Source organism: Sphingopyxis sp. LC81, assembly GCF_000756375.1.
Classification (GTDB): Bacteria; Pseudomonadota; Alphaproteobacteria; order Sphingomonadales; family Sphingomonadaceae; genus Sphingopyxis.
In genome coordinates, this window is the sequence record NZ_JNFD01000030.1 from 140,006 (window position 1) to 163,752 (window position 23,747).

General features: G+C 66.1%; 25 protein-coding genes. 17 read left to right on the forward strand and 8 right to left on the reverse strand.

Annotation, left to right across the window (positions count from 1 at the left end):
• Positions 1–9 precede the first annotated feature (9 nt).
• Genes FG91_RS15250 through lysA form a run of 3 tightly spaced genes read left to right on the forward strand, consistent with a single transcriptional unit; the run spans position 10 to position 2,083 of the window.
• Positions 10–522, forward strand: a complete 513-nt coding sequence (locus tag FG91_RS15250; protein WP_052187693.1) for a hypothetical protein — start codon at positions 10–12, stop codon at positions 520–522.
• Positions 519–773 carry a hypothetical protein gene (locus tag FG91_RS15255; protein WP_037516435.1) on the forward strand — a complete coding sequence of 85 codons (255 nt, stop codon included), beginning with the start codon at positions 519–521 and terminating at the stop codon, positions 771–773. Before FG91_RS15250 ends, FG91_RS15255 begins: the two co-directional genes overlap by 4 nt.
• A gap of 26 nt (positions 774–799) precedes the next feature.
• Positions 800–2,083, forward strand: a complete 1,284-nt coding sequence (gene lysA / locus FG91_RS15260) for a diaminopimelate decarboxylase (RefSeq protein WP_037516437.1) — start codon at positions 800–802, stop codon at positions 2,081–2,083.
• A gap of 6 nt (positions 2,084–2,089) precedes the next feature.
• Here lysA and FG91_RS15265 read toward each other — a convergent pair whose 3' ends face one another.
• Positions 2,090–2,770 (reverse strand): UTRA domain-containing protein, encoded by a 681-nt coding sequence (locus tag FG91_RS15265; RefSeq protein WP_037516439.1) that lies wholly within the window; start codon positions 2,768–2,770, stop codon positions 2,090–2,092.
• Positions 2,767–4,113, reverse strand: coding sequence for a formimidoylglutamate deiminase (locus tag FG91_RS15270; RefSeq protein ID WP_037516442.1), 1,347 nt, complete (start codon positions 4,111–4,113; stop codon positions 2,767–2,769). Before FG91_RS15270 ends, FG91_RS15265 begins: the two co-directional genes overlap by 4 nt.
• A gap of 33 nt (positions 4,114–4,146) precedes the next feature.
• On the opposite strand from FG91_RS15270, the gene hutI reads away from it, so the two are divergent.
• From hutI to FG91_RS15320, 10 genes are all read left to right on the forward strand, one after another.
• Positions 4,147–5,358, forward strand: coding sequence for an imidazolonepropionase (gene hutI / locus FG91_RS15275; RefSeq protein ID WP_037516444.1), 1,212 nt, complete (start codon positions 4,147–4,149; stop codon positions 5,356–5,358).
• Entirely contained in the window at positions 5,355–6,875 is a 1,521-nt protein-coding gene (hutH, locus tag FG91_RS15280) for a histidine ammonia-lyase (RefSeq protein WP_037516446.1), read from the forward strand. The genes hutI and hutH overlap by 4 nt, the downstream gene beginning before the upstream one ends.
• Positions 6,875–7,672, forward strand: coding sequence for an N-formylglutamate deformylase (gene hutG / locus FG91_RS15285; RefSeq protein WP_037516447.1), 798 nt, complete (start codon positions 6,875–6,877; stop codon positions 7,670–7,672). The genes hutH and hutG overlap by 1 nt, the downstream gene beginning before the upstream one ends.
• 2 nt (positions 7,673–7,674) lie before the next feature.
• Positions 7,675–9,336, forward strand: coding sequence for a urocanate hydratase (gene hutU, locus FG91_RS15290; protein WP_037516449.1), 1,662 nt, complete (start codon positions 7,675–7,677; stop codon positions 9,334–9,336).
• Between the two features lie 74 nt (positions 9,337–9,410).
• Entirely contained in the window at positions 9,411–10,574 is a 1,164-nt protein-coding gene (locus FG91_RS15295) for an acyl-CoA dehydrogenase family protein (protein WP_037516451.1), read from the forward strand.
• On the forward strand, positions 10,574–11,410 hold the full coding sequence (locus FG91_RS15300) for an FAS1-like dehydratase domain-containing protein (protein WP_037516453.1): 837 nt from the start codon (positions 10,574–10,576) through the stop codon (positions 11,408–11,410). Before FG91_RS15295 ends, FG91_RS15300 begins: the two co-directional genes overlap by 1 nt.
• Before the next feature lie 201 nt (positions 11,411–11,611).
• Positions 11,612–12,142: a hypothetical protein gene (locus tag FG91_RS15305; RefSeq protein WP_037516455.1), complete on the forward strand. Its 531-nt coding sequence runs from the start codon at positions 11,612–11,614 to the stop codon at positions 12,140–12,142.
• A gap of 81 nt (positions 12,143–12,223) precedes the next feature.
• The gene (locus tag FG91_RS15310; RefSeq protein WP_037516457.1) at positions 12,224–12,631 is read left to right on the forward strand and encodes a hypothetical protein; all 408 of its coding nucleotides are present in this window, start codon (positions 12,224–12,226) and stop codon (positions 12,629–12,631) included.
• 6 nt (positions 12,632–12,637) lie between these two features.
• On the forward strand, positions 12,638–13,372 hold the full coding sequence (locus FG91_RS15315) for a C39 family peptidase (RefSeq protein WP_081940625.1): 735 nt from the start codon (positions 12,638–12,640) through the stop codon (positions 13,370–13,372).
• Between the two features lie 8 nt (positions 13,373–13,380).
• Complete coding sequence (locus tag FG91_RS15320; RefSeq protein ID WP_037516458.1) at positions 13,381–13,947, forward strand: hypothetical protein; 567 nt, start codon at positions 13,381–13,383, stop codon at positions 13,945–13,947.
• A gap of 108 nt (positions 13,948–14,055) precedes the next feature.
• Here the strand turns inward: FG91_RS15320 and FG91_RS15325 are convergent, their stop codons facing one another.
• The gene (locus FG91_RS15325; RefSeq protein WP_200878472.1) at positions 14,056–15,492 is read right to left on the reverse strand and encodes a hypothetical protein; all 1,437 of its coding nucleotides are present in this window, start codon (positions 15,490–15,492) and stop codon (positions 14,056–14,058) included.
• A complete protein-coding gene (locus FG91_RS15330) occupies positions 15,489–16,169 on the reverse strand; it encodes a helix-turn-helix domain-containing protein (protein ID WP_052187695.1) in 681 nt (226 codons plus the stop codon). Before FG91_RS15330 ends, FG91_RS15325 begins: the two co-directional genes overlap by 4 nt.
• 358 nt (positions 16,170–16,527) lie before the next feature.
• Here FG91_RS15330 and FG91_RS15335 point away from each other — a divergent pair, with 358 nt between their 5' ends.
• Positions 16,528–16,794 carry a response regulator transcription factor gene (locus FG91_RS15335; protein ID WP_052187702.1) on the forward strand — a complete coding sequence of 89 codons (267 nt, stop codon included), beginning with the start codon at positions 16,528–16,530 and terminating at the stop codon, positions 16,792–16,794.
• 253 nt (positions 16,795–17,047) lie between these two features.
• On the opposite strand, the gene FG91_RS15340 is transcribed toward FG91_RS15335, so the two are convergent.
• Both FG91_RS15340 and FG91_RS15345 read right to left on the reverse strand, forming a co-directional pair.
• Positions 17,048–17,653, reverse strand: a complete 606-nt coding sequence (locus FG91_RS15340; protein ID WP_052187703.1) for a cytochrome b — start codon at positions 17,651–17,653, stop codon at positions 17,048–17,050.
• 86 nt (positions 17,654–17,739) lie between these two features.
• Positions 17,740–18,015 (reverse strand): hypothetical protein, encoded by a 276-nt coding sequence (locus FG91_RS15345; RefSeq protein WP_037516460.1) that lies wholly within the window; start codon positions 18,013–18,015, stop codon positions 17,740–17,742.
• 218 nt (positions 18,016–18,233) lie between these two features.
• Here FG91_RS15345 and FG91_RS15350 point away from each other — a divergent pair, with 218 nt between their 5' ends.
• The 3 genes from FG91_RS15350 (at position 18,234) to FG91_RS22135 (ending at position 20,079) form a co-directional block, all read left to right on the forward strand.
• Positions 18,234–18,503 (forward strand): hypothetical protein, encoded by a 270-nt coding sequence (locus FG91_RS15350; protein WP_152568128.1) that lies wholly within the window; start codon positions 18,234–18,236, stop codon positions 18,501–18,503.
• Positions 18,504–18,522: 19 nt separating this feature from the next.
• Positions 18,523–19,641 carry a glycosidase gene (locus tag FG91_RS15355; protein ID WP_037516464.1) on the forward strand — a complete coding sequence of 373 codons (1,119 nt, stop codon included), beginning with the start codon at positions 18,523–18,525 and terminating at the stop codon, positions 19,639–19,641.
• 99 nt (positions 19,642–19,740) lie between these two features.
• On the forward strand, positions 19,741–20,079 hold the full coding sequence (locus FG91_RS22135; protein ID WP_152568129.1) for a hypothetical protein: 339 nt from the start codon (positions 19,741–19,743) through the stop codon (positions 20,077–20,079).
• Here FG91_RS22135 and FG91_RS15365 read toward each other — a convergent pair.
• Both FG91_RS15365 and FG91_RS15370 read right to left on the reverse strand, forming a co-directional pair.
• Positions 20,059–21,366, reverse strand: coding sequence for a glycoside hydrolase family 130 protein (locus tag FG91_RS15365; protein WP_052187705.1), 1,308 nt, complete (start codon positions 21,364–21,366; stop codon positions 20,059–20,061). The two genes, FG91_RS22135 and FG91_RS15365, sit on opposite strands and share 21 nt — an antisense overlap.
• Entirely contained in the window at positions 21,320–23,665 is a 2,346-nt protein-coding gene (locus FG91_RS15370; RefSeq protein WP_052187706.1) for a glycosyltransferase family 4 protein, read from the reverse strand. The genes FG91_RS15365 and FG91_RS15370 overlap by 47 nt, the downstream gene beginning before the upstream one ends.
• Between the last annotated feature and the right edge of the window lie 82 nt (positions 23,666–23,747).

The window sequence follows — 23,747 nt, forward strand, 5'->3', positions numbered from 1 at the left end:
AGGCTCGTCATGCATTATCCCTATATCGCCCCCGCCGGCATCGTCTGGATGGCACCCGCCACAAGCGGGTGGGGAACGCTGGTGCAAGGCGCGCAAGACCGTGCCGAGAAGGACCGACGCTGGCCCGCGATGCTTCGCAAGCTCAAGGGCCTGCGCAAACGCGGGCGCCGCGCGATCCGCATCGTCGATGCCGATTGCGGCGCCGGCGAGCTGCTGATGCACGCCGTCCGGCGTGCGCGTGAGATGGGTTTCGTCGCGATCGAAGGCCGCGGCATCGACGCCGATCCGCACCTGATCGCCAGCGCGCGCCGCGCGGCCGCCCGGCACGGCGATCCCGCCATCGGCCTCGTCTTCGAACAGGACGACATGGACAAGGTCCTGCGCGAAGAGGCCGAATATCCGGCCGACCTGCTGCTGTGCCCGGCGTCCGATACCGACGCACGCGAGCTAAAGGCGCTGGCCCGGACCGCGGCCGACACCGTCCTGTGGGACCGCAAGTCGAAACCGGAGCGCGGATCATGACCCAGCGTGACCTTTTCTGGCGCACCGCCGGGGCCGCGCTCGTCGGCGCGGGCTATGTCCTGACGCGTCTCGCAACCGAGGCCGGCGCCGACCTTGTCGGCATTACCGGCCTCCTCGTCGCGGCAGCCGGCCTGCTTCTCGTGCTCGCGGGAAAGAAGGCCGTGCTCGCGCTGCGCGTCGAGCGGAGCCGCCACCGCGAACTACCGGGCGCGATCCGCGCCTCGCGCCGGGCTCGTCGGGAAGAACCCTGACCCCTCACCATCCAAGGATTAGTTTCATGTCCTCTTTCCATTTGCTCGGCGGCGAAATGCACGCCGAAGCGGTTCCCCTCGCCTCGATCGCGGCAGCGGTCGGCACCCCCGCCTATGTCTATTCGGCCGGCGCGCTGCGCCACGCGGCGCAGCGCTTCCGCGCCGCGCTCGGCAAGGTGCCGCGCAAGCAGCTGATGTTCGCGGTCAAGGCGAACCCCTCGCCGGCGGTGCTTCGCGTGCTTGCCGATCAGAACTTCGGCGCCGACATCGTATCGGGCGGCGAGCTCGATTGCGCGCTCAGCGCGGGGATTACCGCGAACCACATCGTCTATTCGGGCGTCGGCAAGACCGCGCTCGAACTCATCGCGGCGCTCGATGCCGGGATCGGCCGCTTCAACCTCGAACTCGAACGCGAGGGACAGTTGCTGTCGGCGCTCGCTTCGCAGCGCGGACGACGGGCGCCCGCCCTGCTGCGCATCAACCCCGACGTCGATGCCAGCACGCATGCCAAGATCACCACCGGCCGCCTCGACAGCAAGTTCGGCATCCCGATCGACGATGCGCTGGCCATGTACGACCGGCTGGCGGCGCTTCCCGGCCTCGATCTCCACGGCCTCGCCGTGCATATCGGCAGCCAGATCATCGACCTCGCCCCGCTTGAGGCGGCGTATCGCAAGATCGGCGACCTTATCCGCGCGCTGCGCCAGAAGGGCCACCGCGTCTATCATGTCGATCTGGGCGGCGGGCTCGGCGTCTCCTATCGCCCCGGCCTGCCCGGCGCCGATGTCGAAGCCTATGGCGCGATGGTCGCCGAGGTCACGCGCGACTGGGACGCGACATTGCTCTTCGAACCCGGACGCTTCATCGCGGCCGAAGCCGGGATCCTCCTGACGCGCGTATTGTGGGTGAAACCGGGGCCTCGTCACCCCTTCGTCGTCGTCGATGCGGCGATGAACGACCTCGCGCGCCCCGCGATGTATGACGCGTGGCACGAATTCGCCGCGGTCCGCCCGACGGGCGAGACCTTCGTCGCCAATATCGTCGGCCCGATCTGCGAAACCGGCGACACCTTTGCAAGAGAGCGCGAGATCGACCGGGTGCAGGAGGGCGATCTTGCGATCTTCCAGGCGGCCGGCGCCTATGGCGCGTCGATGGCATCGACGTACAATTGCCGCGCGATCGCGCCCGAAGTGCTGGTCGACGACAATCGATATGCGACGGTCAGCGAGCGCGTTTCCGCGCATCAGGTCCGACGGCAGCGGCTCGCCCCGTGGATGGACGACGGCGCTCCCTCGATCCGTGCCGCCTGACGACGGTCACGGCGCGGCGTTGAAGTCCGCCACCAGGTCGAAGCGGTCGCCGCGAAACAGCTGCCGCACATGCGTGACGACGCGCCCCGCGCGCCACGTCGTGCGGTCGAGCTCAAGGCAGGCGGCGCCCGTCCCTATCGTCAACAGCGCCGCTTCCTTGCGCGTCGGGTTCACCGCGCGGATCACATGACGCGCCTGCGTCCAGGGGATATGGCCGAGCAGCCACGTTCCCGGCGCTTCCCTGGCAAAGTCCGCGTCCGCCGCCTCGGGCACTTCGCCCAGCGCGATGAAGCGGCGCTCGAGCGCGAAGGGTTCGCCCGCCGCCATATGCACGCCCTCGATGCGCAGCGCCGGACCCGAGAGCGGATCGTCACCCGCATCGGCGGTTTCGATCGACGCCAGCTCCCAGCGATAGGCTTCGCCCCGCGCCGCGATGAGTTCGGCGAGGTCGGGCACAGTCATCACCGCCGAATGGACCGGCGGATGCGCAACAAACGTCCCCGCCTTGCGGCGGCGTTCGACCAGTCCCGATGCGGCGAGTTCGCCAAGCGCCTTGCTCACCGTCGCTCGCGCACAGCCGTAGCGTGCCGCGAGTTCCTGTTCGGTCGGCACGCGGTCGCCGGGGCGCCACTCGCCCGACTGGATCGAGGCGGCGATCTCTTCGCGGATGCGCCGTGCGGGGTTCACGCGAGCAGCCGCGCGACGCACGCGCGATAGGCGCCGCCGATCGCGTCGGCATCCGCATGGCGTCCCTTCTCGACGCGCTTGACGCCAGCGCGCCACACGCTGTCGATCGCACCCGCGCGCGCCGCGAAAATCCAGCGGTCGAGCAGCGTCGCATCGTCTGTGCCCGCGAAGGCGGGGTGATCAAGGTCGAGCGAAACGATGTCCGCCGCATGACCGACGGCCAACCCTGCAGGCACACCGAGCGCCTGTGCGCCGCCCTGCACCGCGCGCGCAAACAGGTTCGCGCCGACGAAGGGCGCCACCTCACTCGCCAGCAACGCCCGCGCACGCTGCGCTAAGCGCTGCGAATATTCGAGCGCGCGGAGCTCCTGCGCCGCGTCGACCAGGATATTGCTGTCGGTGCCGACCCCGAAGCGCCCGCCCGCGGCGAGGTAATCGACCGCCGGAAAAATGCCGTCGCCCAGATTGCCCTCGGTGATCGGGCACAGCCCGGCGACCGCGCCGCTCGCGGCGAGGCGCTGGACCTCGTTCGCATCAAGATGCGTCGAGTGGATCAGGCACCAGCGTTCGTCGACCCCGGCATTGTCGAGCAACCATTCGACCGGTCTTGCGCCGCTCCACGCGACGCAATCGGCGACCTCCTTTACTTGCTCGGCGGCGTGGATATGCACCGGCCCCGTCGGCGAGAGCGCCAGCAACGCGGCCAGTTCTTCGGGCGTCACGGCGCGCAGCGAGTGCGGCGCGACCCCCATATTGGCGTCGCCCGACAGCTTCGACCGCGAAGCCCCGAGAAGCTTGGCAAAGCCGTCGATGTCATTGAGGAACCGCCGTTGGCCGGGGCTCGGCGGCGCCGCGTCGAAATTTCCGTGCGCATAGAAAACCGGAAGCAAGGTCAGCCCGATGCCCGTCGCGGCGCTCGCCTCCGCAATCGCCCCCGCCATCTCGGCCGGGTCGGCATAGGTGGCGCCCGCCGGATCGTGATGCAGATAGTGAAACTCGCCGACTCGCGTAAAGCCCGTCTCCAGCATCTCGGCATAGGCCTGCGCGGTGATCACCGCGACATCCTCGGGCGTGAGCCGGTCGAGGAAGCGGTACATGATTTCGCGCCAGCTCCAGAAATTGTCGTCGGGGCGGCTGCGGCGCTCCGAAAGCCCCGCCATCCCGCGCTGGAACCCGTGGCTGTGGACGTTGCAAAGCCCCGGCAAGCCGACGCGGTGACGATCATCGCCCTCTGCCGCCTCGACGCCGGCCTCGACCGCCGAAATCCGGCCGTCAGCGATGCGCAGGCGCACGTCCTTTTTCCATTCGCTGTCGATCCACGCGCGTTCGAACCAGAGAGCCATCGTCGTTCGTCCTCAATATTATGTCTAGACATAATGGCGCATTCGAACGACACTGTCCAGATGGAGCAGCTCTGGACGAACGCCCGACTCGCAACGATGGCCGATGATGCACTCGGCCTGATCGACGATGGCGTCGTGGCGGCGAAGGACGGCCGCATCGTCTATGCCGGCCCCGCCAAGGGCGCCCCGGCGACCGCCCAAAAGGTCGTCGATTGCGAAGGTCGGCTGATCACCCCCGGCCTGATCGACTGCCACACGCACCTCGTCCACGGCGGCAACCGCGCGAACGAATGGGCGATGCGGCTTGCGGGCGCGAGCTATGAAGAGATCGCGCGCGCGGGCGGCGGCATCGTTTCGACGATGCGCGCGACGCGCGGGGCGAGCGAAGCCGATCTCGTCGATAGCGCCCTCCCCCGCCTCGACGCGCTTATCGCCGAGGGCGTCACGACGATCGAGATCAAGTCGGGCTACGGCCTGTCTACCGGCGACGAACTCAAGATGCTGCGCGCCGCCCGCGCGCTGGGCGAGCGCCGCAACATCCGCGTCGAACCAACCTTCCTCGGAGCGCACGCGCTGCCCCCCGAATATAAGGGCGACAGCGACGCCTATATCGACCTCGTCGTGGGCGAGATGATCCCCGCCGCCGCGCCGCTCGCGACCGCGGTCGACGCCTTTTGCGAAGGCATCGGTTTCTCCACCGCGCAATGCGAGCGCGTAATCGAAACCGCGAAGGCGCATGGTCTCGCGGTCAAGCTCCACGCCGAGCAATTGTCGGCGCTCCATGGCAGCGCGCTCGCCGCGCTGCACGGCGCGCTGTCGGCCGATCATCTCGAACATGCGACCGACGACGATGTCCGCGCGATGGCCGCGGCGGGCACGGTCGCGGTGCTGCTCCCCGGCGCCTATTATTTCATGCGCGAGACGAAATTGCCGCCGGTCGAGGCTATGCGTCGCCATGGCACCCGCATCGCGCTCGCGACCGACAATAATCCCGGCACCTCGCCGACAACCTCGCTGCTGCTCATGCTCAACATGGGCGCGACTTTGTTCGGGCTGACCGTCGTCGAGGCGCTGCGCGGCGTGACGGTGAACGCCGCCGCCGCGCTCGGCCTGTCCAAAGAAGTCGGCACGCTCGAAGCCGGCAAGGCGTGCGACCTTGCAATCTGGGACGTCACCGACCCCGCCGAGCTTGTCTATCGCATCGGCTTCAACCCGCTTCACCAACGCATCAAGGACGGACAATGATCATCACCCCCGGCGCCATGACGCTCGCCGACTGGCGCGAAATTTACGAGGGCGCGAGCGCTGAACTGAGGGCCGATGCATGGAGCGCGATCGACGCGAGCGCTGCTGCGGTCGCGCGGATCGTCGCCAAGGGTGCGCCCGTCTATGGCATCAACACCGGCTTCGGAAAGCTCGCGAGCGTCCGCATCGCCGACGACGAGCTTTCGATCCTCCAGCGCAATATCGTGCTCAGTCACGCCGCGGGCACCGGCGCGCCTTCGCCCGTCCCGATCGTGCGGCTGATGATGGCGCTCAAGCTCGCCAGCTTCGGCATGGGCGCCTCGGGCGTGAAGCGCGAGACTGTCGCGATGCTCGAGGCGATGCTCGCGAAAGGCCTGACCCCCGTCGTCCCGTCGCAGGGCTCGGTCGGCGCGAGCGGCGACCTTGCGCCACTGTCACACATGGCCGCGGCGATGATCGGCGTCGGCGCGATCGAAGTCGGCGGCAAGACGCTGCCCGCCGCCGAGGCGCTCGCAGAGGCCGGTCTGACTCCGCTCGACCTCGGCCCCAAGGAAGGTCTCGCGCTCCTCAACGGCACCCAATTCTCCACCGCCAACGCGCTCACGGGCCTGTTCCGTGCAGAGACCGTCTTCCGCTCGGCACTGATCACCGGCGCGCTCTCCACCGAAGCCGCGAAAGGCTCCGACGCCCCCTTCGACGCGCGCATCCACGCCTTGCGCGGCCATGCCGGGCAGCGCGAAGTCGGTGACACGCTGCGTACCCTGATGGCGGGCTCGGCGATCCGCGCCTCGCACGCCGTCGACGATCCGCGCGTGCAGGACCCGTACTGCCTCCGCTGCCAGCCGCAGGTGATGGGCGCGGTGCTCGACCTCCTGCGCCAGGCGGGAACGACGCTCGCCATCGAGGCGAACGGCGTCTCGGACAATCCTCTGATCTTCGCCGACACCGACGAGGCGCTGTCGGGCGGCAATTTCCATGCCGAGCCCGTCGCCTTCGCTGCCGACATGATCGCGATGGCTTTGTGCGAGATCGGTTCGATTTCGGAACGCCGCATCGCGATGCTCGTCGACCCCGCGCTCTCGGGCCTTCCCGCCTTCCTGACCCCGCGCCCCGGCCTCAACTCGGGCTTCATGATCCCGCAGGTCACCGCCGCCGCGCTGGTCAGCGAGAATAAGCAGCGCGCCTACCCCGCCAGCGTCGACTCGATCCCGACCTCGGCCAATCAGGAGGATCATGTCTCGATGGCCGCGCACGGCGCGCGCCGCCTGCTCGAGATGGCCGACAATGTCAGCGCGGTGATCGGGATCGAACTGCTCGCGGCGTGCCAGGGCATCGACTTCCACGCGCCGCTGAAATCGAGCGACGCGCTCGAGGCGGCGCACAGGCATTTGCGTGCCGAAGTGCCGACGCTCGAAGACGACCGGCATTTCCATCCCGATATGGAGGCCGCGACCGCGCTGGTGCGTTCGAGCAGCCTCGTCGCCGCGGTTCCGGCGAACCTGCCGGGCCTCGGCTGATGGACTGGCTGCGCGTCCATCGCGGCGACGCGCCGCTCGTCATCGCCTTCCCGCATGGCGGCACCGGACTTGCGGGGCTCGACGAGCAGTTTGTTTCGCCCTGGCATGCGCAGATCGACACCGACTGGTATATCGCCGAGCTGTACGCCTTCGCTGCCGATCGGGGCGCAACGTTCGTAGCGACCAGCATTTCACGCAGCGTGATCGACATGAACCGCGATCCGTCGGGCGCCTCGCTCTACCCGGGACAGGCGACGACCGAGCTGTGCCCGACGACGACCTTCGATGGTGATCCGATCTATCGCTTTGATACGCCGGACGAAGCAGAGATCATGCAGCGGCTGAACCTCTATCATCGCCCCTACCATGATGCACTGACCGAAGAACTCGACCGGCTGAAAGCCGCGCACGGCAAAGTCGTCCTCTACGACGCGCATTCGATCCGCAGCCACGTCCCGCGCCTGTTCGACGGTGAGTTGCCGCAGTTCAACATCGGCACCAACGGCGGCGCGACCTCAGCCCCCGAACTCGAAACCATCGTCGCGAACATCTGCGCCGCGAGCGGTAAGAGCCATGTCGTCAACGGCCGCTTCAAGGGCGGCTGGACGACGCGCCATTATGGCCGTCCCGACGACGGTATCCACGCGATCCAGATGGAGCTGGCGCAGCGCGGCTATATGGCCGAGCCGGCCGAGATCACCCACACCAACTGGCCATCCCCCCTCGACCCCAATCCCGCGATCCGGCCCATACTGGAGCAAGTGATCGCCGCGACCCTCGATTTTGCGAAAGGATAGAAATGACCCGCCTCGACAACAGCCGCGTGATCCGCCCCGCTACCGGCCCGGAGCTCAGCGCGAAAAGCTGGCTCACCGAAGCGCCGATGCGGATGCTGATGAACAACCTTCACCCCGACGTCGCCGAGGCGCCGCACGAACTGGTCGTCTATGGCGGCATCGGCCGCGCCGCGCGCGACTGGGACAGCTATGACCGGATCGTCGAGACGCTGAAGCGGCTCGAGGGCGACGAAACCCTGCTGATCCAGTCGGGCAAGCCCGTCGGCGTCTTCCGCACGCACGAAAATGCCCCGCGGGTGCTGCTCGCCAATTCGAACCTCGTCCCCGAATGGGCGAATTGGGATCATTTCCACGAGCTCGATAAAAAAGGCCTGATGATGTACGGCCAGATGACGGCGGGCAGCTGGATCTATATCGGCAGCCAGGGCATCGTTCAGGGCACCTACGAAACCTTCGTCGAAATGGGCCGCCAGCATTATGGCGGCAGCCTTGCGGGCCGCTGGCTGCTCACCGCCGGTCTCGGCGGCATGGGCGGCGCGCAGCCGCTCGCCGCGGTGATGGCGGGCGCGAGCTGCCTCGCGATCGAATGCCAGCCGAGCCGCATCGAGATGCGCCTGCGCACCGGCTATCTCGACAAGCAGGCGTCGAGCATCGACGAGGCGATTGCGATGATCGAGGCAAGCCATGCCGAGGGCAAACCCGTCTCGGTGGGCCTGCTCGGCAACGCCGCCGAGATTCTGCCCGAAATGGTGCGCCGCGGCATCCGCCCCGACCTCCTCACCGACCAGACTTCGGCGCATGACCCGGTCAACGGCTACCTCCCCGCGGGCTGGACCCTCGACGAGTGGTTCTCGAAGCGCGAGAGCGATCCCGCCGCGGTCGCCAAGGCGGCGAAGGCGTCGATGGCGGTGCATGTGCAGGCGATGCTCGACCTGCAGGCGGCCGGTGTGCCGACGACCGACTATGGCAATAATATCCGTCAGGTGGCGAAGGACGAGGGCGTCGAAAATGCCTTCGACTTCCCGGGCTTCGTCCCCGCCTATGTCCGCCCGCTCTTCTGCCGCGGCATCGGCCCCTTTCGCTGGGTCGCGCTCTCGGGCGACCCTGAGGATATCTACAAGACCGACGCCAAGGTGAAGGAGCTGCTCCCGGACAATAAGCACCTCCACAACTGGCTCGACATGGCGCGCGAGAAGATCCAGTTTCAGGGCCTGCCCGCGCGCATCTGCTGGGTTGGACTCGGCGACCGTCACCGGCTCGGCCTTGCCTTCAACGAAATGGTGGCATCGGGCGAATTGAAAGCCCCCATCGTCATCGGCCGCGACCATCTGGACTCGGGCTCGGTCGCCTCGCCCAATCGTGAGACCGAGGCGATGCGCGACGGGTCGGACGCCGTGTCCGACTGGCCTTTGCTCAACGCGCTGCTCAATACTGCATCGGGCGCGACCTGGGTGTCGCTGCACCACGGCGGCGGGGTCGGCATGGGCTATTCGCAACACAGCGGCATGGTGATCGTCGCCGACGGCACCCCCGAAGCGGCGAAGCGGCTCGAACGCGTGCTGTGGAACGACCCCGGCACCGGCGTGATGCGCCACGCCGACGCGGGTTATGACATCGCGATCGACTGCGCGCGCGAGAAGGGCCTCGACCTGCCGAGCATCTAGCGCTTGTTTCAGTTGCACCGAAACAGCTTCGCATCCTAAGGCTCTCCCCACGACAAGGGGAGAGCCAGAAGCCGATGTCCGAAGCGCAGCCGCCGAGCTACCCTGAAATCCGCGAGGCGGTGCGCCGCCTGTGCGCCGATTTCCCCGGCGAATATTGGCAGCGCCTCGACCGCGACCGCATCTATCCGATCGAGTTCGTCCGCACGCTCACCGAAGCGGGTTTCCTCTCGGTCCTCATCCCCGAACAATATGGCGGCTCGGGCCTCGGGCTCGGTGCCGCGACCGCGGTGCTCGAGGAAATCCATCGGTCGGGTTGCAACGGCGGCGCGTGCCATGCGCAGATGTACACGATGGGCACCCTGCTCAAGCACGGGTCGGAGGCGCAGAAACAGGCCTATCTGCCCGCGATCGCCAGCGGCGAGCTGCGCCTGCAGGCGTTCGGCGTCACCGAACCCACAGCGGGCACCGACACGACGCGCATCCGCACTTTCGCACGTAAGGTCGGCGACAAATATATCGTCAACGGCCAGAAAATCTGGATCAGCCGCGCCGAACATTCGGACCTGATGATCCTGCTCTGCCGCACCACCCCGCGCGAGGAGTGCGCCAAGCCCTCCGACGGGATGAGCGTGCTGCTCGTCGACATGCGCGAGGCGCAGGGCAAGGGCCTGACGATCCGCCCCGTCCGCACGATGCTCAACCATGCGACGACCGAGCTCTTCTTCGACGATCTCGAAGTCCCCGCCGCGAATTTGATCGGCGAGGAGGGCAAGGGTTTTCGCTACATATTGTCGGGCATGAACGCCGAGCGCATCCTGATCGCGTCCGAATGTATCGGCGACGGGCGCTTCTTCATCGACCGCGCCACCGCTTATGCGAAGGACCGCGAGGTCTTTGGCCGCGCGATTGGCACGAACCAGGGCATCCAGTTCCCGATCGCGCGCGCCTATGTCCAGATCGCCGCCGCCGCCGAGATGGTCGACAAGGCCGCACGGCTGTTCGACGACGGGCAGGATGGCGGGACCGAAGCCAATATGGCCAAGATGCTCGCGTCCGAAGCGAGCTGGTACGCCGCCGACATGTGTATCCAGACGCACGGCGGCTTCGGCTTCGCCGAGGAATATGACATCGAGCGCAAGTTTCGCGAGACGCGCCTCTATCAAGTCGCGCCGATCAGCACGAATTTGATCCTGAGCCATGTCGCGACCCACGCGCTCGGCCTGCCCAAGAGCTTTTGATGGACGATTATTCCGCCTGGGTCGGCCGCAGCGAAACGCGCGAGGATGTCGCGACCGCGGCGCCGCTCGCAGGCCTTGCCGCGCTGCTCGATCATGACGTTTCGCCCTGGGCGCCCGGCACCGTTCCGCCGCTGGCGCACTGGCTCTATTTCCTGCCCACCGCGCGTCAGTCGGTGATCGGCGAGGACGGCCACCCGCGCCGCGACGGCGCAGGCCTGCTCCCGCCCGTCCCGCTCCCGCGCCGCATGTGGGCGGGCAGCCGCATCGACTTCCTTTCCCCGGTCGCGGTCGGCGCCGCGCTGACCCGCGTCACCACGATCGACGCGATCAAACCCAAGCGCGGCGCGAGCGGCGACCTCCTGTTCGTGACGCTGAGCCACGACATTGCGGCGGACGGCGTCGCCGCGATCCGCGAAGAGCAGGACATCGTCTTTCGCGCGCCCGCGACAACCGCGCCCGCGCCCGTGCCAGCCGCAGCAATCGAACCCGAGCCCGCCGACGCGGTGCGCCGCCTGTCGCCCGATCCGGTACTCCTGTTCCGCTATTCGGCGCTCACCTTCAACGCCCACCGCATCCACTACGACCGCGACTATGCGCAGCGTGTCGAGGGCTATTCGGGGCTCGTCGTCCACGGCCCGCTGATCGCGACCTTGCTGATGGATCACTTCTTGCGCACCGCGCCCGGCGCGCTCCCCCGCCGTTTCAGCTTCCGCGCCGAGGCACCGCTGATCGACGGCGTCCCCTTCGACCTCTGCCTCGCCCGCGATGGCGATGCGACGCGATTGTGGGCGCGCGATGCAGCGGGGCGAACGACGATGCGCGCCGACGTCGCATAGCGGAGCCGGCCCCAAGCAAATCCACCCACCGAGATCATCTGGGTATTTCTCCGCCCCCGACATTGCCAATTCGCAAAGCGGGTCATGCCGCGGCGGATCATGATCGCCTTGTTCGCACCGATGCGGACGGAGTCGGGGAGGATCCGCATCAGCCATGCCGATCGGCATCGCGCGCCATCCCCTTTTGTAAGGAGAGTAGCCATGATCAAGAAAGTCATGCTGGCGGTGTCGACGCTGGCGCTTGCCGTCTCGGCCGCACCTGCGATCGCGCAAGGTCAAGACCAGGACAATGACAACACCACGACCGGTGCCTCTGGCAACAACAGCGACACCGTCGTCGTCAACGACCTGATCGACCTGTTCGTCCAGGACAATGCTGCCGACACCTTCTCGGATGACGATCAGGACAATGACGGCAATGGTTCGTTCAACGGCAACAGCTTCGTTGTGGCGACCCAGTCATTGAGCGCGACCAACACCAACCAGAATCTCGACGAAGTCGTCGACATGGATGGTGAAGACGACAGCGACACGAATGTCGGCTATCAGAGCGGCAACAACAGTGTGACCGGCAGCGCCTTCGCGGCCTATGCCGGCATTCTGAACGCCGCCTGGAACACGGGCATCAACGCCAACACCCAGGCAGCGACCAACATCGCGGCGAGCGGCACTGTCAGCTTCGGCGACAGCGGCGGCAACGGTGGTGCCGGCGGCGGCGCCGGCGGCGACTAACAGCGTCCCCCGGATGGCCGGCCCGACCCACTGGAGGGCCGGCCATTTCCCAAATTTTCGCTTTCAAGGAGCGCCCGCGTCATGAAACCCCCGATCGTCCCGGCCCTGCTGGTCCTGGCAGGCCTGTCCGTGCCCGTATCGGCGCAGCTGCCCCCGCCCGAAGCTGCGGCCCCGCGCGTGGTCGAGGCCGCCCCGGCCGAAGCCTATGCAGCCCCGGCGATCGCGGTGCGGCCCGAACGCAAATCGCCGATGCTGAAAGACAAAGAGCTCGACACGCTGCGCGGCGGCCAGTCGCTCGTCATCACCAATCAGACGATGGACTCGATCGTCAGCGGCAACGTCCTCAAGGGCGACTATACCGCGGGTGCCGTCACGCTGAGCGATTTCGCGCTTTCCAATTTCAATGGTGTCGGCAATCTGCTGATCAACACCGGTGCGCAGGTCAGTGCCCAAAGCGGCGTGAACCTGACCATCAACCTCGGCGATTGAATTGCCATGCGGCCCATGCGAGCCTTGATCGCGGGCATGTTCTGCGCCCTTGCGGCGACGCCCGCCGCCGCCGAGGTCCGGCTGACCGGACCCGAAACGGGCGGCAATTACCAGCTTCAGGTGATGACCTGGTGGGATATCCCGTTCCGCTCCGTCGTTCGCCAGCGCTATGATTTCAGCTGCGGTTCCGCCGCGATCGCGACCCTGCTCACCTATCATTATGGCGCGCCGACATCGGAGGCGATGCCTTTTCGCGCGATGTGGAAAACGGGCGACCGCGAGGCGATCCGCAAGGTCGGCTTCTCGATGCTCGACATGAAAAACTATCTCGCCTCGCGCGGCTTTCGCGCCGAGGGCTTCCGGATCACCGCCGAGCAGTTGAAGCAGGTGAAGCGCCCGACGATCGTCCTGCTGGACCTCAAGGGCTTCAAGCATTTCGTGGTCGTCAAGGGCGTCCGCGGCGACCGCGTGCTCACCGGCGATTCGGTCCTCGGCCTCAACGAATATTCGCTCAGCGATTTCGAGAAGCATTGGAACGGCATCGCGCTGGCGATCGTCGAGGGCGGACAAAAGCGCCCGTCCTTCAACCTTGCCGGCGACTGGGGTCCCTGGTCGCAGGCGCCGCTCGAAGATGAGGGCGCGCTTCGCGTTTCGATCAGCGATCTGACGACCAACCTTCCTCCGCAATATCAGCTGACGCCGCAGATCCTGCTCGATGTCCGCGTCGGCACCGTGAAATGAGGCCGACCATGTCCCCCCGCATCCTCCTGCTCGCCTTCGCGCCGGTGCTCCTCGCGGCAAGCGAGCCCGCGGCCGACGATCCGCTGGCGGACGCCGAGACGGTATCGGACGAAGTGCTCGCGGCGCAGCGCGGCGGTTTTGCCTTTCAGGGCATGGTGATCGCGTTCGGCGCCGATATTCGCAGCTTTGTGAACGACGAACTTGCGCTCCGCACGATCGTCAGCTGGACCCCCCAGGGATCCTCGATCGAGCGCTTTGTGTCGCCCGCGCTGACCGCGGTCGACGCGGCGCAGATCCAGGGCGGCATCTTGACCAGCGGCGGCATCACCATGCGCGTCGGCGATGAACCGGTATTCCTCGCGAACAACGGCCAGACCGCGCTGATCCAGCGCACCGACGCGATCCAGAATGTTCTGATCAACACCGCCAGCAATGTCTCGCTCAACCAGCAGGTCGACGCCGTACTCGACATCGGCGGCTACGAAGGCTTCCGCGACGCATTGGCGTCGACGCGGATGAGCGACGCGATCGGCGCCGTGATGGGCGCGCAGACGGTCGGCGCGCTCGGCAACTGAACGACCCCCCGCCCCTGTTTCGACAGGGACGGTTCACCTCGCCCCGCCTCTTTTGGCGGGGCTTCTTTATGGGGTTCTTATGGGGTTGGGTTCGGCCGACCAGCCGGATCATAGTTTCCCGCCGAACGGCATGCGCAGCGTGATCGACACGTCGGGCGCATCTTCGGTCACGCCGATTTCGAAACCCATGTTCAGAACGTCGCGCTCGGTCAGGCGGTACGACATGCCGAAATTGAGCGAACCGACGTGGATATAGTTGGATTTCTGGTTCGTATCGCCAATCTCGGTCTTGGTCGGGAAGATATAATTGTGCCGGTAACCGAGCGAGAAGGAGAAGCGCGGGTTGAGCGCGAAACCGAAACCGATATTGGCGGAGACCGCATCGCCCGGATCGACGCGCCCGATCAGCACCTCGCCGACCAGTTTGTTCACGTCGCGCGGGATATGATAGAGATAGGCCGCCCCGCCATAGATTACGGCGGGATCCGACGGCATCAGGAAATTGAGCCCCGGCTGCACCGCCCAGAAACCCGACCCGGTGGCGAGCCCCGTCGCGACGCCGAATTCGTCGTAGCCGACCTCGAACGGCCCCTTGCCCGTGTCCGACTTCACACGCAGCGTCCCGACGAAGATCGGCTTTTGCCCGACCGGGCGATTGAATTGATAGCGCAGCGAGAATTCGGCGTCGCCGACCCCGTCCTCGCGCAGCGCGATCGACCGGACGATGCCCTCGTCGCGCTGCTGGACGACCTCGATCCGGTCGTTGCGATAGAGATAGGGGATGCGCACCTCGGCCTCGAGCCGGTCGCTGATGCCGTAGCGCAGCGAGGCCGTGCCGACGAGCGTGTCGCGGTCGGCGTCGGTCGCCTCGATCAGCCCGATCTGGATCCCCGGGATCAGCTCGATCCCGCGAAAGACGAGACGGTTGGTCGACGAACGCGTATATTCGAACGAGGGTTCAAAAATGAGGTTGCCGGCGCGCGTCAGCACGCCCTGTCCTTCGGGAACCGCGGCGACGCGTTCGGCGGTCGACTCGCTCGGCGGCGGCGCCTCGCCAACCGGCGCATCGGGCAGCGCGACGGCGTCGCTGCCGGGGCCCGGAAGCGCGGGGCCGGCAATGCCCTGCCCCATGCCGGTCCCGCGGAACATGTCGAGCGGCGCCTCGGCGAGGGCGAAAGACGATAGCCGGTCGATCTGCGCCTGCTGGGTGATAAGCTGTCCCTGCATCTTCACGATATGCTGCCGCTGCTCGGCGAGCATCACATTCTGCTGGTCGATCAGCGCGCGCTGCTCGGCGATGATCCGACGCTGCGCGTCGATTTCGCTCTCGACGCTCGCGGCAGGCGGACTTTCGGCGGCGGCGCCCGGCGCCCCGGCCGCTGCATTCCACGTCGGCGCGGTATCGAGAAAGGGAAGCGCATCGCACAGGCATTCGAGCGGCAACGCTTCATACGCCTTCGCCTGCGAGGGCGCAAAAACGGCCGACAGGCCAACAGCTGCCACACCCATATGGCGCAGCACGGGCGGCGCTGACAGATTGGTCATGCGCCTGCCCCCTGCCCGGTGAAGGTTTGCCGCGGCTGCATCGCGCGCATATTGTCGATCGCGACGCCCATTTCTTCGCCGGCAATGGCGCGCAGCCCGTCGAGGTCGACCAGCCGGCACAATTGCGGCCCCTCCAGCTCGATCAGGCCCTGGCGGACAAAGCCCGAGATCGTCCGGCTGACGGTATGGATCGTCAGGCCGAGATGATCGGCAATATCGCCGCGCGTCATCGGCAAGGGAACACTGCCGAGCGCCGACAGCCGTTTCGCCGCGATCAACAGGAACGCCGCGACGCGTTCGTTGGCGTTGCGGCGGCCGAGCAGGAATATGCATTGGTTCGCGCTGTCCAGCGCGCGTTCGAGCGCGCGGTTCTGCCCCAGCGAATCGGGATCGCCACCCAGCGCCGGGCGGCGGGTCAGGATCGTGTTGGTGACCGCTTCAGCGGCGGCGTCGCGCGCGCCATATTCGACGCCGAACACATCGCCCTGATAGAAAAATCCCGTCAGCTGGCGGTGCCCGTCGGCATGGAAATGACAAGTTCTGACGGTGCCCGAGATGACTTCGAACCAGCAATCGCCGGGATCACCCTGCGAGAAAATAATCTCGCCTTTCCGGAATTTTAGGATGGTGTCCTGCGGAATAGCCCCGCGTTGATATTCTGCCGACAGACCTTGCACGCCACGTCTCCAATCTGGAATTGGTATTTGCGGCGACCCCGTTTGCGAGTCTCATCTGCCTTTGCGGATGCTGAATCCATCCGCATAAAAACCAAGGAATTCGTGTGTATGAACAGCCTAGGAAAATCACTTACGTAAATTTCCTTAGCATTTCAGGATGGATTAAGGCTGAATTTCAGTAGCATAGCTGTATTGGCATGCGCCGTGCCGTTATATGCTTAATTAGCTTAGGTTAATTGATAAACAGCGCACAAACATATATCATCGAAGCCAGAGCAGGTGGGTTGCGGCAATTGCCGCGCAAAAGATGCTCGTCGGTCGCACTGTGTCTACGCCTTGGGTGTCAGGGGATTGCGCCGTGCATCAAAACGCTTTGAACGTCGAACCGCATTTGACCTTTCGCGAGCATCAGATACTCGAACTGGTCGCCGTCGGCTGCTCGGCCAAGCAGATCGCGATCGAGATCAACATCGCTCCACGAACGGTCGAACGGCACATCGAAAATGTGCGGCTGAAACTCAATGCGCGCAACCGCGCGCATCTGATAACCCAGGCCATGCACCTGGGCCTGCTGGTCATCGAAACACCGTCGCCCGACGAACCGACGCTCTTCGAACTCAAATGATGGTGCATCCGGCGTGAACGCTTCTGGGCACCGATAGCGAAAGCAGATGCTGACCGCCGATCAGGCTGGCGAATGCTGATGAAAGACAGGGAACAAGCGCTTCGCCCGGCCCCAGCCTTCATTCCGATCAGCTGTCAAATAAACGGATAAGTCACGCCATAATAGCCATAGACGCCGCGGCCGTAATCGTCGGTATGCGATGACCGCACCGGTCAGGCAAGCCGCGCCCGCGCGCTGACACGACAGAAAATTGTCAGGGCAAAGCGACGGGGTGTTCGCCCGCCGCTTGAAAGGGCGGCATCCGGCCCGCCGCTCGATGGCGCGCGATCTGGTGCTTGAACGCGGCCGCGACATGCAAGACGAGGAGCGCGAGCGTGACGAACACCAAGAGTTCGTGAACGCCGCCAAGCCGTTCGCCGGCTTCTTCGGAAATTCCGGGGATCAGCGGGAGCGGTACGCCGCCAAGCATCGGCGTCACCGATTTGCCCTCCGCGCTCGCACCGCCCGACACGGCCATCAGGCCGGTAAGCGGCAGCGCGATCAGAAGGACGTAAAAGGCCCGATGCGTCCAGACGCTCGCCAAACGTTCCCAGCGCGGCAGTTCGACCGGAAAGGGCGGCGGCGGATGCGCAAGGCGCCAGGCAAGGCGGACAAACGCAAGCAAGAGGATTGTTGCCCCGAGCGTCTTGTGCACGGTGAAGAGGTCGCCGCGCGCCGGGCCGCGGTCCATGCCGGAAAAGGTGAAGCCGACGACCACCTGCGCCACAATGATCAGCGCTATCAGCCAATGCAGGAGGACCGCGCCATTATTATAGCGCAATAGCCGTTCCTGCGGCGTGGCTTCGGGGACGCTCGCCATTTCGGTTCAACGCATCGTAAATGCAAACGATCCATCGAGGGGTGAGTCCATCTTCCGGACGGACTGGCGCCCCGCGGCGCTATCGATCAAAATTCCGAGATCGTTTCATCCTCGATCGCTGCGCGGATCATCCGGTCCCAGACATCGGCGTCGCCGACCGCGAGCATCCGTCCGCTCGGCTCGCGCAGCGTGCGGAGCACGGCAAGCGCGGCATCGGTATAGTCGGGCCATAGAGCATCGACCGCCGGACCCGCCGACGTTAATTCGCCTTCAGCATTTTTGCTCAGCGCATGACCGGCGAGCGCGCGCGCGACACGCTCGACGGGAGCGGTCGCGGCATGGTCGAGATTGCCGTGCGACATGATGGATCTCCTTTTCGTGACATGAACTCAACGTCCGCATTGGCGCCGAGTTGCAGGTCGGCGCTGTCCGTAATCGAAGCCGCTTTGTTCCATCGCCCGCAACCGCCGACGGACACGATTCCCGATAAAAATTGCCGGCCCCACCCGCCGCTACGGAAACCTCGCGGCGCGCCATTCGTTGCTCATTGCGTGAACAGTGGGACGCGAAAGGATTCGACGTGATTACCTATGCGCTTCGTTACGAGGACGACGGGATCGGTATCGAAAAGCGCATCGAATTCGAGGCCGATACGCCGGCGCAGGCCCTGTTGATCGCGCAAAGCGAGGCAGAGGGACGCTGGGCGGAACTCAGCGCCGACGGTCGGCCGATCTGCATGCTCGGGCGCGAAAACCTGGGCGCGGGCAACTATTGGGTCATCCGGCCGCAGCAGCATCGCGAGATTGTCACCACCGCCAGCGCGCCACCGAGCCCGGAGCGCGCCGTGTAGCAGGTCGGAGCGCCGCCATATGGACTTCGCGGTAGATCACCTCATCTTCGGCCCCGACGACGTCGATCTCGGACGTTCGCCGCTTGCCCGCGCGTTCGATGCCGAAACCTATGTACTCGGCGCCTTCAACCCCGGCCTTACCCGGCTCGAAAACGGCAATCTGCTGATGATGGTGCGCGTCGCCGAAGCGCTGCGCGAGCCGATCGCCGATGGCCATGTCCGCGCCATCCGCTGGACCGAGGGCGGCTATCGGCTCGACGCCTGGCCTCTCGATCTTTGCGATACCGCCGACCCGCGCAAATTCATGGTGCGCGGCGGCGCGTGGCGCGTGATGGCGCTGACCTCGCTCTCCTGGCTGCTCCCGATCGAACTGTCGCCCGACGGGCTCGATCGCGTCGCGATCCATTATGACAAGGCGGTGGCGCCGCAAGACAGCTTCCAATGCTATGGCGTCGAGGATGCCCGTATTTCGCGGGTCGACGGGCGCTGGCTGATGACGACCTGCTCGGTAAGCCCCGAACGGCATTCAACAACGCTCTACAGCTCAACGAACGGGATCGACTGGCGCTTTGAGGACATCGTCCTCGATCACCAGAACAAGGACATGCTCATTTTCGAAGGCCGCATCGACGGGCGCTACTGGGCACAGACGCGCCCGCTCGGCGATCTCTATTTCGCCTATCCGCCGGGTTCGGAGTGGCGCGCGGGGCCGTCGATCAACCTCGCGACCTCGCCCGACGCCCTTCACTGGAAACCGCATCTCGCGCCGGGCATCCGCCCGCATGCCGATACGCTCGCGACCGCGCGGATCGGCGGCGGCGCCCCGCCGATCCTGACCGATGATGGCTGGCTGACGCTCTGGCACGGGGTCGAACCCAAGGAAATCGTCGGTATCTACCGCACCTATTGGTCGCTGCTCGACCGGCGCGATCCGTCCAAGATCCTGCGAACCGGCCACCAGCCGTTGATCGAAGCCAATGCCGGCCTCACGCGCCCGCTGGAGGACCGGCTCTACGTCCGCGACGTCGTGTTCACGACGGGGATCGCCGACGGAGGCGACCATTATGTCGTCGCGTCGGGTGAAGCCGACCTCGCCTGCCGCATTACCCATATCCCGAAGTCGGTTTTCGCCGCCTGAGATGCGAGAGTCCGGCTGGCATCGAAAAAGTCCGGACACCATCACCGGGCTGCAACCATCGCCGCGTCGCGCCGTTGCCTTCTTCGAGAGGAAAAACATATGGCAAAGGTGGCGGCATCGCATCCGGATGCACCCCGGCTCCGGGGTTTTGCCGGGATACTCGGCGGCGTCGCGCTCGCCTGGCTCGCGGCACGCGCGATACGCAGGCGGGCCGGACCGGCGAAGGCCGACCGCCATTCGGCCGCTTTTCGCGACCGTGAGACCGATGCCGAAAATTTCGATCAGACACGATCGGCCGGCCCCGACGCGATGCGCGACGGGATCCGCCGGCCATGGGAGGCGATCGATCAGGCCATCGATGAGTCCTTTCCGGCGAGCGACCCGCCGGCAACTTACGGATCCGGGAACCCCCGCCCCTCAGGCGAGGTGGCGAAGTAGGTCGTCGATCGAGGCGATCGCGAAGCCGATCGCGCTGTCCGATATGCCGAACGGAATGAAAAGCTCGTCGCCGACGCGCATCGCGCCGCAGGTATAGACGACATTGGGCACATAGCCTTCGCGATCGCTCTCCGCGGCGGCGAGGATCGGGCAGGACGTGCGCCCGAGGACGCGCGACGGGTCGTCGCGATCGAGGAGCGCCGCCCCCAGGCTGTATTTGCGCATCGCCCCGACGCCATGGGTGAGAAGGATCCAACCCGCATCGCACTCGATCGGGCTTCCGCAATTTCCCATCTGGATGAATTCCCAGGGAAATTCGGGGCGCATCAGGATCGACCCTTCCTCGTCCCAGCAGGTCAGCGTGTCGGACGTCAGCAGGGTGATATTCTTGCCGTCCTGCCGCCCGATCATCAGATAGCGTCCGTCGATCTTGCGCGGGAACAGCGCCATGCCCTTGTGCCGCGCGGCCCGTCCGGTGAGCGGCGCGAGACTGAAGCTTGTGAAGTCGCGGGTGCGCAGCAGTTCGGAGCGGATCGCCTGCCCCGAATAGGCGGTGTAGGTTCCGATATATTCGGTGCTGCCATCGTCGTGAACGAAGCGCACGAGGCGGAGATCCTCGAGCCCGTTACGCTGCGCCTCGGTCACGGGAAAGAGGACGCTGTTCGAGATCGCGCTGTCGGGCTGGCGGTGGACGGTCACGGCTTCGTCGGGACCGATATGATGGCGGTCGTCGGCGACCGCAGCCATCGCCGGCCCCGATTGCGGCCAGAGATGGAAATCGCCGCCGGGGCCGATGATGCCCTCTCGAAAGGCCACCGAGCTGATATGGCCCTCGCCGACCGCGCGCATCGACATCAGGAAGCGCTGCTGCTGCGCGGCGAGCCCCGTCTGGTCGGGATGCGGCACGACGCTCGGGTTCATCAGCGCCGCCGCGGCATAACTATATTCGTGGCAGAAATAGGCACCGATCAGGCGCCGCTTGACCGGCGAGACGCTGCTCACGGCAAGCGCCAGATCCTCGGCGATCTCGGCGAAACGTTCGTCGAAAATTTTGCCGATCTGCCAGTGCCGCTCGGAAAAATCCTTCCAGATCAGCCCAAGCTCGAGCTCCGCCTGATCCTCGTCGAGCGCGACGACGTCGGCGACGAGTTGCGCGGCGCGCGGCGGTTCGGAAACATTCGACGCCCAAGCGAGGTGGAAGGGTCGCAAGACGACCCGCGCGGGATCGGCGCTGAGCTTTTCATTGAGTATGTGCAGCGGCGACTGGTCGGGTCTGCAGATCAGCATCGATAAGGCCCGCCTTTTCGTTGATCCCCGCCTGCCAGAATAGGTCGTCCATCGCGTGATAGGCAAGGTGAAATGCCAGCACCGACTCGGCGCCGACATTCGTATTGACGCCCCGCGGGGTCAGTCCGTCGCAGCAGCGCCCGGTCGCGGCGCTCGCGAGCGCGAGCGACCGGTCGTTGTCGCCGTGGAACCAGCGCCAGGCCATATCGGCGCGCGCGCTCCAGCGCGGCAGACCGGTCGAGGCGAAAGCCTCGCCGCAGGCGGCAATCGTCGCCCACGCCTCCAGCGGCTGCTGGTCGAAGGGCAAGGTTTCGCCGGCAAGACCGAAACCCTCGGACCCCGCCGGGCGGAACCATCCGCCCGCGCCCGTCTGGCGGTCGCAAAGCCAGTCGAGCGCCGCAAGCCCCGCCTCTTCGAGGGGGAGCGAGCGCAGCCGGAGACCCGCGCGCATCAGCGCCTCGGCGAGCCGGGCATTGTCATAAGCAAGCCCGGCTTCGAACCAGTCCCACCCGGGGCGGCGCGATGATTGCCAGAGCGTGTGGAGGAACGCGCCGCCGCGCTCGATCAGCGCGCGCGCATCGGCATGCGCAGGGTGACGCTGAAGCAATTCGTCGGCGCCGAGCATCGCGAAAGCGATCGCGCGCGGGCTCCGGAAATCCTGGGCCATCGCGGCGGTGCGCCCGAACCACTCGAGCCCCCAGTCGGCGAGCCCCGAAAGCGGCCCACGGCCGGCACAATGGCCAAGCGCCCAGAGGGCGCGCCCGTTGCTGTCCTCCGACCCCTCCGCCTCGAGCCATTGGCGGTCATAACCCATGAAGTTGCGGAAGCGGCCGTTCGCGGGATTCCACGCATGCTGGACAAAGCTCGCATAGCGCATGGCGAGCGCTTCGTTTTTGGCGAAAGCCTTGGGCCCGAGGCTGTTGAGGAGCATCAGCGCGCGCGCATTGTCATCGATGCAATAGCCGTGGGCGCGATCGGGGACGATACCGAGGCCATGCTGGAGGATCCCCACCCCGTCGCTCATCGCGCGGATTGCGCCGAGCGACGGCGGTGCGCGCTCCTCCTTAATCGCCGCCGCCGGGGTAAGCTGGCCGAGCAGCGCGGTGTATTGCCGGGCGATTTCGGGCCAGGCGGTGCGCCGTCCGCGCCTATAGGCCCGGTGCTGGAGGGCGCGGCGCTCCTCAGGGGCCGAGAGAAGGAGGAGCACCGCCTCCGCGATCGCGTCGCTGTCGCCCTGCGGCACCAAAATGCCGACATCGTCCGCCAAAAGCTCGCGGGCGTGAACGAAGGGTGTCGAGACGACCGCGCGCCCGAGCGCGACGGCATAGGCGAGCGTGCCCGAGGTGATCTGGGCGAGATTGGGATAGGGCGCGAGATAGATGTCGCACAGCTCGATCTGGTCGAGCAGTTCCCCGGTTTCGAGGAAGCGGTTCTCCCAGGCGATATTATCCTTCACCCCCAGGCTTTCGGCGAGCGTCTTGAGGCTCTCGCGGTACGCCTCGCCTTCCGACGCGAGGAGGTTGGGATGGGTCGCGCCGACGATGCGGTAGAGGATGCCGGGATATTGCGCGGCAATGACCGGCAAGGCGCGGATCGCGGTTTCGAGCCCCTTGCCGGGACCGAGGAGCCCGAACGTCGAAAGGACGGGCCGCTCGGCGATCCCGAGCGCCGCACGCAGCGGCGGCGACACGGTGAAGGGCCGGTCGGGCGTCCCATGTTCGATCAGGACGACCGAAGCGGGTTCGGCGCCATAGACGTCAACCAGCGTCCGGCGCCCGAAGTCGCTCATCACCACCAGCCGCGACGCGCGCGCGACGAGCCGCCCGATCACGCGTCGCTGCGCGTCGCTCGGCTCGGCGAGCACGGTGTGCAGCGTGACAATCAACGGCGCGGCGATGCGATCGACCAGTTCGAGGATCAGGTCGCCCGCAGGCCCGCCGAAAATGCCGAATTCATGCTGAAGCCAGACCGCCGCCGGGGCGCTGCGGTTGATCGCCGTCGCGGCGGCTCGATAAGAGGCGGGGCTGTCGTCGTCGATCGAGCAGGTGATCGCCGCGTCGCTGGCCTGCGCATGCAAGGAACGCATCGCATAGACATCGACCGCGAGACCCGCGCCGGTCGCCATGAGATGGTCATGAACGTCGGCGGTGAAGGTCGCGATCCCGCACTGGCGCGGCCGGAAGCAACCGATCAGCGCGATCCGCTTTCGCGCTTGCGGCGGCAATTTTGCGGAGATTCCGTGGAGCAGATCGCCGCCTGAAACGTCTGAAAGAGAAAGGACTTCCGGATCATATTTCATCGCGACGCCTTTTTTGATTTCCCCCTCAATCGATCGACTTGGACTCGGTGCCCCGATCGCCTGGAGAAGCGGCAGGCACATC